General features: G+C 65.8%; 7 protein-coding genes. 3 read left to right on the top strand and 4 right to left on the bottom strand.

Annotated features, from left to right (window positions below):
- Positions 1–5: 5 nt before the first annotated feature.
- The 3 genes from NKH17_RS21700 to NKH17_RS21710 all read left to right on the top strand — a co-directional run bounded on the left by NKH17_RS21700 (position 6) and on the right by NKH17_RS21710 (position 3,233).
- On the top strand, positions 6–380 hold the full coding sequence (locus NKH17_RS21700; RefSeq protein WP_352898284.1) for a GtrA family protein: 375 nt from the start codon (positions 6–8) through the stop codon (positions 378–380).
- 216 nt (positions 381–596) lie between these two features.
- Positions 597–1,538, top strand: coding sequence for a glutathione synthase (gshB, locus tag NKH17_RS21705; RefSeq protein WP_352898282.1), 942 nt, complete (start codon positions 597–599; stop codon positions 1,536–1,538).
- 162 nt (positions 1,539–1,700) lie between these two features.
- A complete protein-coding gene (locus tag NKH17_RS21710) occupies positions 1,701–3,233 on the top strand; it encodes a YifB family Mg chelatase-like AAA ATPase (protein ID WP_352686193.1) in 1,533 nt (510 codons plus the stop codon).
- 223 nt (positions 3,234–3,456) lie between these two features.
- On the opposite strand, the gene NKH17_RS21715 is transcribed toward NKH17_RS21710, so the two are convergent.
- The 4 genes from NKH17_RS21715 to NKH17_RS21730 form a co-directional block, all read right to left on the bottom strand.
- The gene (locus NKH17_RS21715; protein WP_352898280.1) at positions 3,457–5,631 is read right to left on the bottom strand and encodes a malate synthase G; all 2,175 of its coding nucleotides are present in this window, start codon (positions 5,629–5,631) and stop codon (positions 3,457–3,459) included.
- A 254-nt stretch (positions 5,632–5,885) separates the two neighbouring features.
- Positions 5,886–7,913 (bottom strand): hydantoinase/oxoprolinase N-terminal domain-containing protein, encoded by a 2,028-nt coding sequence (locus tag NKH17_RS21720; protein ID WP_352898278.1) that lies wholly within the window; start codon positions 7,911–7,913, stop codon positions 5,886–5,888.
- Between the two features lie 160 nt (positions 7,914–8,073).
- Positions 8,074–8,784 (bottom strand): hypothetical protein, encoded by a 711-nt coding sequence (locus NKH17_RS21725; protein WP_352898276.1) that lies wholly within the window; start codon positions 8,782–8,784, stop codon positions 8,074–8,076.
- 291 nt (positions 8,785–9,075) lie between these two features.
- Positions 9,076–9,699, bottom strand: a complete 624-nt coding sequence (locus tag NKH17_RS21730; RefSeq protein ID WP_352898274.1) for a CDGSH iron-sulfur domain-containing protein — start codon at positions 9,697–9,699, stop codon at positions 9,076–9,078.
- Between the last annotated feature and the right edge of the window lie 266 nt (positions 9,700–9,965).

Raw genomic sequence — 9,965 nt, forward strand, 5'->3', positions numbered from 1 at the left:
CCTAAATGGGACGCCTCGCCCGCTTCATTGTCGCCGGCGGCATCGGCTTCGTCGCCGACGCGGCGGCGCTTTGGCTGGTGTTGGCGATAGCGCCGCTCGGACCCTTCGCGGCTCGCATCATCTCGATCGGTTTTGCCCTGTCCATCACCTGGCTGATCAACCGCCATTTGACCTTCTCGCCTTCCAGCCGCGGCGTCGCGCAAGAGAGCGCACGCTATGGCGGCGTCGGCATTGCCACCAGCCTCGTCAATTATCTCGTCTATTGCGCCATGCTGTTCGCGCTGCCGATGGTGCCGCCGCTCGCCGCCCTTGCGGTCGCCTCACTGGTTGCCATGGCGCTGTCCTTCCTCGGCTATTCCAAGCTGGTCTTCGACCGCTGAAGGCACATCGCATTGGGGTCTGCGCCAAGCGAAGCGCAGCCTCATCATGACCTTGGCCGATTGGCAGAGGCCGCCGATTTCCTTATATCGCTCTCGTCGGTGCATCGGCCCGAAAAATCGGAATCGATTTTCGGCAAACACGATGCATGGATTCAAAGTGTTGGAGCGTACTTTGTGCATCCAAGTGGATCGCCCCAAGTGCGCCGGAGAGCTGCCATGCCCCTGAAAGTCGCCGTCCAGATGGACCATATCTCCACCGTGTCGATTGCCGGCGACACGTCGTTTGCGCTGTCGCTGGAAGCGCAGCGGCGCGGGCACCAGCTGTTCCACTACACGCCCAACCGGCTGTCGCTGCGCGATGGCAAGGTGTTTGCCCATATCGAGGCGATGCAGGTCCGCGACGAGAAGGGCAATCATTATTCGCTAGGCGAAGAAGTCCGCACCGACCTATCGGAGATGGACGTCATCCTTTTGCGGCAGGATCCGCCCTTCGACATGAACTACATCACCACCACGCATATCCTCGAGCGCATCCATCCGAAGACGCTGGTGGTCAACGACCCGGCCTGGGTGCGCAACAGCCCGGAAAAGATCTTCGTCACCGAATTTCCCGACCTGATGCCGGATACGCTGATCACCAAGGATCCGCTCGAGGTCGCCGCCTTCCGCAAGGAGTTCGGCGACATCATCGTCAAGCCGCTCTACGGCAATGGCGGCGCCGGCATCTTCCACCTGCATGAGGCCGATCGCAACCTCGCCTCGCTGCTCGAAATGTTCGGCCAGATGTTCCGCGAACCCTACATCGTGCAGCGCTACCTCAAGGAGGTGCGGGCTGGCGACAAGCGCATCATCCTGATCGACGGCGAGCCTGTCGGCGCCATCAACCGCGTGCCGGCCGAGCACGATTCGCGCTCCAACATGCATGTCGGCGGCCGCGCCGAAAAAACCGAGCTGACGGAACGCGAACGCGAGATCTGCGCCCGCATCGGCCCCTCGCTGAAGGAGCGCGGCTTCATCCTTGTCGGCATCGACGTCATTGGCGACTACATGACCGAGATCAACGTGACCTCACCGACCGGCATACGCGAAGTGCAGCGCTTCGGCGGCGCCGACATCGCCAGCCTGTTCTGGAATGCGGTGGAGGAGAAGCGCAGCTAGCCTCGCTTCGCGAGCGGCCGCGTTGCAAACCATCGCAGCCGTTGCGTTCAGCCGTTCCCCAAATGTTCTTGCCTTCGCCGGAAATCTGTGGTTGTCTCCGGTGACGCCGTTCGCGGCATGATCGCAAAGGCTTGGGGCAAAAGCCGCATCCGGGGTGAAGGCATGGTGGCGCGGGTTCGCACGGTTGCTTTCCAAGGCATCGAGGCCGTGCCGGTCGACGTGCAGGTGATGATCGCGCCGGGCAAGGTCAACATGCACATCGTCGGGCTGGCCGACAAGGCTGTAGCCGAAAGCCGCGAGCGGGTGCAGGCAGCACTTCATGCATCCGGCCTGTCGATGCCGTCGAAGAAGGTCACCGTCAATCTGGCACCCGCCGACCTGCCGAAGGAGGGCAGCCACTACGATTTGCCGATCGCGCTCGGGCTGATGGCGGCGCTCGGCGCCATTCCGGGCGACATGCTCGCCGGCTATGTCGTGCTTGGCGAATTGTCGCTCGACGGAACCATTGCCGCGGTGGCCGGCGCGCTGCCGGCGGCAATCGGCGCCAATGCCGAAGGCAAGGGTCTGATCTGCCCGTTCGCCTGCGGGCCGGAAGCGGCCTGGGCCGGCAAGGATTTCGACATATTGGCGCCGCGCAGCCTGATTGCCATCGCCAATCATTTTCGCGGCACGCAGGTTCTGTCACGGCCGGAAGCCGGCATCCATGCCGCGGCGCGCGACCTGCCCGACCTTGCCGACATCAAGGGCCAGGAGACCGCCAAGCGGGCGCTGGAGGTGGCGGCCGCCGGCGGCCACAATCTTTTGATGGTCGGGCCGCCGGGGTCGGGAAAGTCGATGCTGGCGCAGCGGCTGCCGTCGATCCTGCCGCCGCTGGCACCCAGGGAATTGCTCGAAGTCTCGATGATCGCCTCGGTGGCCGGCGAGCTCGGGGAAGGAAAACTCACCGACCGGCGGCCGTTCCGCGCGCCACATCATTCGGCCTCGATGGCGGCGATGGTCGGTGGCGGGTTGCGCGTGCGGCCGGGCGAGGCCTCGCTCGCCCATCACGGCGTGCTGTTCCTCGACGAGTTTCCCGAATTCTCGCCGCAGGCGCTCGATGCGCTGCGCCAGCCGCTGGAGACCGGCGACTGCATGATCGCGCGCGCCAATCATCGCGTCACCTATCCGGCGCGCATCCAGCTGGTCGCGGCGATGAACCCGTGCCGCTGCGGCATGGCCGGCGAGCCGGGCTATCGCTGCCTGCGCGGCGACCGCTGCCGCACCGACTACCAGGCGCGCATTTCCGGCCCGCTGCTCGATCGCATCGATCTCAGGATCGAGGTGCCGGCGGTCTCGGCCAGCGATCTGATCCGGCCGGACCGGGCGGAGAAGAGCGCAGCCGTGGCACTACGCGTCGCCCGTGCCCGTACGATCCAGCGTGAGCGTTTCGAACGGCTCGGCGCGACCTCCGCCACCACCAACGCGCATTGCTCGCCGTCGGTCATCGAGGAGATCGCCATGCCCGATGCCGCCGGCCTGTCGCTGCTGAGGGATGCCAGCGAAAAGCTCGGCTTTTCCGCACGAGCCTACCACCGCGTCCTGAAGGTGGCGCGGACACTGGCCGATCTCGAGGCCAGCGAGACGGTCGGCCGCATCCATCTGGCCGAAGCGATTTCCTACCGCATGAGTTCGGAGCGGATGGCGCAGGCGGCGTGAGGGACGCTCCCCTCCCCCTTGAGGGGAGGGTGGCCGCGAAGCGGCCGGGTGGGGTCAGTGGTGGGACCCTCGGCCTTGCTGTATTTCGAAACCGATCCGCGTGCGGAGCGTTGCCGTGCTCTTCCCGAGGCGCATCGTCAGAATGGGCGTCAGCGCACTGCACCCAGGACCCCTCCCGGCCCTTCGGGCCACCCTCCCCTCGAGGGGGAGGGGACGCTGGCGACTATCGCTCCTGCCCTTTCGCCTTCAATTCCAACCTCCGCGCGTGCAGCACTGGCTCGGTGTAGCCGTTGGGCTGGACGCGGCCTTTGAAGACGAGATCGCAGGCGGCGAGGAAGGCGATGGACTTGTCGAATTCCGGCGCCATCGGCCGGTAGAGCGGAGCGCCTTGGTTCTGGCGATCGACGATCGCCGCCATGCGTTTCATCGTCTCCATCACCTGCTCGGGCGTGCAGACGCGGTGATGCAGCCAATTGGCGATATGCTGAGAGGAGATGCGCAGCGTGGCACGGTCCTCCATCAGGCCGACGTCGGTTATATCTGGTACTTTCGAACAGCCGACGCCCTGGTCGATCCAGCGCACGACATAGCCCAGAATGCCTTGCGCGTTGTTGTCGAGTTCCTTCTGGATGTCTTCCTGAGACCAGTTCGGCAGCCTAGCCACGGGCACCGACAGAATGTCGTCGAGCCTGGCCTTGGGCCGGCTCTTCAGAGCCTGCTGCACGGCGTGGACGTCGACCTTGTGGTAGTGCGTGGCATGCAGGGTTGCCGCCGTCGGCGACGGCACCCAGGCGGTGTTGGCGCCGGCCTTGGGGTGCGCGATCTTCTCGGCCAGCATTGCCGCCATCAGGTCGGGCATCGCCCACATGCCCTTGCCTATCTGGGCGTGGCCGGCCAACCCGCATTCGAGGCCGGTATCGACGTTCCAGGCTTCGTAGGCGGCAATCCAGGCGGCCTGTTTCATGTCGCCCTTGCGGATCATTGGGCCGGCTTCCATTGAGGTGTGGATCTCGTCGCCGGTGCGGTCGAGGAAGCCGGTGTTGATGAAGACGACGCGGTCCCTGGCGGCGCGGATCGCCTCCTTGAGGTTGACGGTGGTGCGCCGCTCCTCGTCCATGATGCCCATCTTGATGGTGTTCCTGGCGATGCCGAGCAGCGCTTCGACGCGGTCGAAAATCTCGACGGCGAAGGCGACTTCCTCCGGCCCGTGCATCTTGGGTTTTACGATGTACATCGAGCCCGCGCGAGAATTGGCGCGGCGCCCGTTCGGGCCGATGTCGTGCAGCGCGATCAGCGCCGTCAGCGCCGCATCCATGATGCCTTCCGGCACCTCGTTGCCGTCGCGGTCCGATATCGCCGGATTGGTCATGAGGTGGCCGACATTCCTGACCAGCATCAGCGAGCGGCCGGGCAAGGTCAGCGTGCCGCCATCCGGCGCGGTATAGGTGCGGTCGGGGTTGAGCCTGCGGACAAAGCTCTTGCCGGCCTTGGTGATCTCTTCCGCCAAGTCGCCCTTCATCAGGCCGAGCCAGTTGCGGTAGACCAGCACCTTGTCCTGCGCATCCACCGCGGCGACCGAATCCTCGCAGTCCTGGATGGTGGTCAGCGCCGATTCCAGCACGACATCGGCAATGCCGGCCGGATCGGTGCGGCCGATCTGGTTGTTGTGGTCGACAACGATTTCGATGTGCAGGCCGTTCTTGACCAGCAGGACGGCTTCGGGATTGGCGGCATCGCCGCGATAGCCGGCAAACTGCTTGAGGTCGGCAAGCGTGGTGGCGCCGGCACCCTCGCCCAGCCGCAACATGCCGTTGGCGACCGAAAGCCCGTTCACCCCAGCCCATTTGCCAGTGGTGAGCGGCGCCGCCTCGTCGAAGAAGCTTTTCACCCAGGCGACGACCTTGGCACCGCGCGCCGGATTGAATTTGTTGCCTCGCTCGGCGCCGTCCGTCTCCGGAATGGCATCGGTGCCGTAGAGCGCATCGTACAGCGAACCCCAGCGCGCATTGGCGGCGTTCAGCGCATAACGCGCGTTCATCACCGGCACCACCAGCTGCGGCCCGGCGACCGAAGCGATTTCAGGGTCGACATTTTCGGTGGTCACGCTGAACGCCGGCCCCTCGGGCAGGAGATAGCCGATCTCGCGGAGGAACGTCTTGTAGGCCTCCATGTCGACGGGCGCGCCATTGTCGCGGTACCAGCGGTCGAGCTTGTCCTGCATGGCGTCGCGCTTTTCGAGCAGCGCCCGGTTTTTTGGCGAGAGATCATGGACGATGGCCGAAAAACCGTTCCAGAATGCCTCCGCCTCGATGCCGGTGCCCGGCAGCGCCTCGTTCACGACGAAATCATGAAGCTCGCGGGCAATCCGCAATCCGGCGATCTCGACGCGATCGGTCATCAGGGCTTCTCCAGACGAAAGGCTAGGCCGGGCCTTTGACATGTCAGGGTGACAGGGTCAATTCGGCTTAGGTGAAGGTAGGGCGTTTTCGCTGCCGATCTCCCCCCTCGAGGGGGAGATGGGCGCGAAGCGGCCAGAGGGGGCGGTTCGACCGGGCTCGGCCTCCTGCGGCAGAAGGAAGTCGCGCTTCATGCGAGGCGACCCCCTCTGTCGCCTTCGGCGACATCTCCCCCTCGAGGGGGGAGATTACGCGCTCACACCGCAATCCGTGGCCGTCCCGACGCGATCGCCACGACATGCGCCTCGATGAACATGCGCTGGCCCTCGACGGTCGAGACGCGGAACTCGCTGGCGATTTCGATCTCGGCGCTGTCGGTGCCGGCGTCCTTCGCCCGCCCGGCGGCAATTGCGCGCACATCTTTCTCCGCCGCCGCGATTGCCGCCGCCTCGTCGTTGAAATCGCGTACGCTTTCGCCTGAGGCGACACGGAACAGCCCTTCCTTGGGCTGGCTGACCCGCGCCTCGGCCGAGACCCGGACCTGGCCGACGACGGCGCCGAGCGCATTCGCGACATCGGTATCCTCCGGCACCACGCATCGATTGCCTACCAGCTCGGCCAGCCCGGCATAGTGCAGCGGCGCCGAGGCGCCGAGGCCGATGACCGGACGGTCGAGCGCGACGCTGAGGCGGGCGATGCCGGGATGCGCGTCGACGGCGCGCTGGACCAGGGCATGGGCGACGGTCGCAGCGCCATCCAGGCCGTCCTCGGCAAAGGCGGTCTCGAGGATGACTTCCGCCGAGAGGCGGGTCAGCGTGGTCAGCACCCGTTCCGAGATCGCCTCCGGCGAGGCGGCGATGAACTGGCCGCGGCCGTCACGCCTGCGCGCGAACAGCTCGGCACCGAGACGCGCCGCGGCCGCATCCCAATTGGCCTGCCTGCCCAGCACATGCGCGGCGTCCGATGGCGTGAAGCCGGCAACATGCACCAGCCCACGCGACACCAGCCGGTTCAAGGTGGCGTTCTGGGCATTCGAGGTCAGCAATCTGTCGAGAGCCTGCGGCACGGCACCGATCAGTTCGTAAAGCTTGGCTTCGGCACCGGTCAGTCCGGCTGCGAGCCGCTCCGGCACCCCGGTCCGAACCGCCAGGCGTCCGTCCATGCGGCCAGGATTGGGAGCCCGCAGCTGGCGTTCCAGCTCTGATGTAACCGCCTCGCCATGTATCATGCCGGCCAGCGCCAGCGGCACCAGGCGGCGCGGCCCGAGCAGGATTTTCGGGTTGAGCACGCCGTCCTCCAGCGCCACTTCGGAATCGCCGCCCAGCCCAAAGGTGCGCATGGCGACGGCTTCGACCATGGTGCGGAAGCCGCCGACGGTGGCGCCTTCCGGATCGAGCCGCGGCCGGCCCTTGTCGAGCACGGCGACGTCGGTGGTGGTGCCGCCGATGTCGGAGACCACGGCATCGTCGAGGCCGGTCATGTGGCGGGCGCCGACGAGGCTGGCGGCCGGGCCGGACAGGATCGTCTCGATCGGCCGCTGGCGGGCAAAGGCGGCCGAGACCAAAGCGCCGTCGCCGCGCACCACCATCAGCGGAGCGGCGATGTTGCGCGCGGTCAAAAAGCCTTCGGTCGCCGCGACCAGCCGGTCGATCATCGAGATCAGCCTGGCGTTGAGCAATGTCGTCAGCGCCCGGCGCGGGCCGCCGAGCTTGGCCGACAGCTCGTGGCTGGCGGTGACCGGCAGGCCGGTCCTGTCGCGGATCAGGTTCCGCGCGCTTAGCTCGTGCGCCGGATTGCGGGTGGCGAAATAGGCGCAGACGGCAAAGCCGGACACCGACTTTTCCAGTTCCGGCAAAGCTGCCTCGAGCCCGGACAGATCGAGCTTTGCCGCATTGCCGTGCACATCGTGGCCGCCGGGGCAGAACACCACGGGATCGGTGCCAAGTGCGGCCTTCAGCCCGTCGCGGGCAAGGTCGCCTTCGGCAAAGCCGATCATCACAAGTGCTACGCGCCCGCCCTGGCCCTCAACCAGCGCATTGGTGGCGAGCGTCGTCGACATCGACACCAGTTTTATGGCTGCAGGATCGGTGCCGGCTTTTTGCAGCACCGCATCGACCGCGCCCGATATGCCGACGGCCAGATCGTGGCGCGTCGTCAGCGCCTTGGCCTTGGCCAAAACTTTTCCGCCGGGGCCGCCGGCTTCCGACCACAGCACGGCGTCGGTATAGGTGCCGCCGGTGTCGATGCCGAGGAAGAGGGGTGGGGGTTTGGGCCTGGCGGTCATATTTGCGTCCGGAGAATTCGTCTCCGCCCCTTAGCGGATACCGGCGGATCGATAAAGCCGTGATGGCTCGGCCAAGATGGGAGTTCGATCTCCCCCCTCGTGGGGGAGATTGGCAGCTTGGCCGCCTACCCCACAAGAAAGGCTTGTTGGCCAAATAGGGCTACGCCCGGTTGCCCGGCGAGCCTTCGAGCGGCCTGCCGACAGAAGCGGTGGGCCGTTCGCGGCAGAAATACAAGATCGTCAGCATCACCGCGACAAGCAGGATGGCGTAGTAGATCGAGACGCCGGCATAGACCTCCGCCTTTTCCACCGGGAACGTGCGACCCTCGATGGCGGCGCGCGCCACCATCGAGGCAACCAGCGCGTCGCGGGAGAAGATCAGGTTTATTGCGGTCAATGGCAGGACCGAGGCGAACAGCAGGGCATTGCAGAGCTTCGCCCTGAGCTCGAAGCGCAGCAGCATCACGCCACACCAACTGTAAAGGGTGCTGTAGAGCGCAACGGCCGCTGTCTTCAGCGGCGTGTCCTCCACCATGAACAGGAACGGCGCGCCGTCGTCTGGTCCGGTGAGGCGCAGCAGGGCCCAGATCCCGGACAGCACACCCATCGTGCCGAGCAACAGATTGGCCCATTGGCGCTGGCCGGCAGGCTGCTCCGTCTGCGCATAGGACAGCAGCCATTCGCCCAGCGAGACGTTTGCCACCCTTACAAGGCTGAGCAGGATCAGCGAAAGGACCTGCCGGGCCGCCCATGACGCCGGCTGGCCAAGAACGGTCTCGGCAATGCCGAGCTGGTCGGCCAGGACGACGGCCGTGTTCACCCAGGCGTAATCGATACAGAGGCTGAGAAACAGCAAGACATATTTGCGCACTTTGAAATCCCCCAAGCCCGACGACCGCCATTCCGGCATATGCACGCACCGGTAGCAAAGATCTAACATCAACCGGGCGCAGTTGTCGAAGGCCGAGATTGGCGGCGAGCGCTGGGCCGCGACGCCTAATCTCCTTGAGGGGGAGATGTCGCCGAAGGCGACAGAGGGGGTCGGTACGTCCTGACGCGACCCCCAATAGTGGACAGAGGATGCCGGCGCTCCACGCGAGACGACCCCCTCTGTCCTGCCGGACATCTCCCCCACGAGGGGGGAGATTGGCAGCTTTGCCGCCTACCCCACAAACCCCACGCGCTTGTGGCTGCCATCGCAGAACGGCTTGTTGGCCGAATGGCCGCAACGGCAGAGGAAGGCGCGCTGGGTGCGGTCTACCGTGTGGCCGGTGCCGGTGACGATTTCGACATTGCCCTCCAGCTTGAGCGGGCCGTTGGTCGTCGGTGTGACGGTCAGCGGGCCATTGCGCGCCTCCAGCGCCGGCGTGTCCTTCAGCGGCGGCTCGCCCGTGGCGGTGAAGCCTGCCTTGGCGTGGCTGCCGTCGCAGAACGGCTTGTTTTCCGAGGCGCCGCAGCGGCACAGCGTGGCGCGGAAGAACGTCTCGCCGCCAAGCACGATCTCGGCGTGCACCGCCAGCGGGCCGTTCTCCCTGATGCGCACGGTGTTGACCACCGGCGGCTGCTCCTGCGGCCCGCCATCCTTGCGGATATAGGTGATGGCGCCGGACGGGCAGGCTTCGGCGAGCGCCACGATCTTCTCGACGCTGGCCGCATCCGGATGGATCCACTGGCCGGGGGCGTTGGGCTCGAAGACATGCGGATCGCCAAGCACGCAATTGCGCGAATGGATGCAGCGGCGCCCGGAAAAGCCGATATCGATTTTTTCGCCTTCGACCACTGCCATGGGTGCATCTCCTTGCTGAAGGGGTCACGCTATGGCGGCGGCCGGGACGGCGTCAAGCTGCCTGAGAGGCTGGGCGCCTGATCTCCCCCTCGAGGGCAGGGGAATCGCATATGGCGATTTTGGGGTTGAGTTTAGGCTGAGAAAGGATTCTTTGGAGAGGCAGTGAGCGAAGGAGCGACTGCCATTTCCTGCCTTGAGAGCTACTTTGGCGCGGTGCCTGATCCACGCGCGCCCAACGCCACGCACCGGCTTGGCGACCTGATCGT

The sequence above is a fragment of the Mesorhizobium sp. M1334 genome, assembly GCF_040317995.1.
GTDB lineage: Bacteria > Pseudomonadota > Alphaproteobacteria > Rhizobiales > Rhizobiaceae > Mesorhizobium.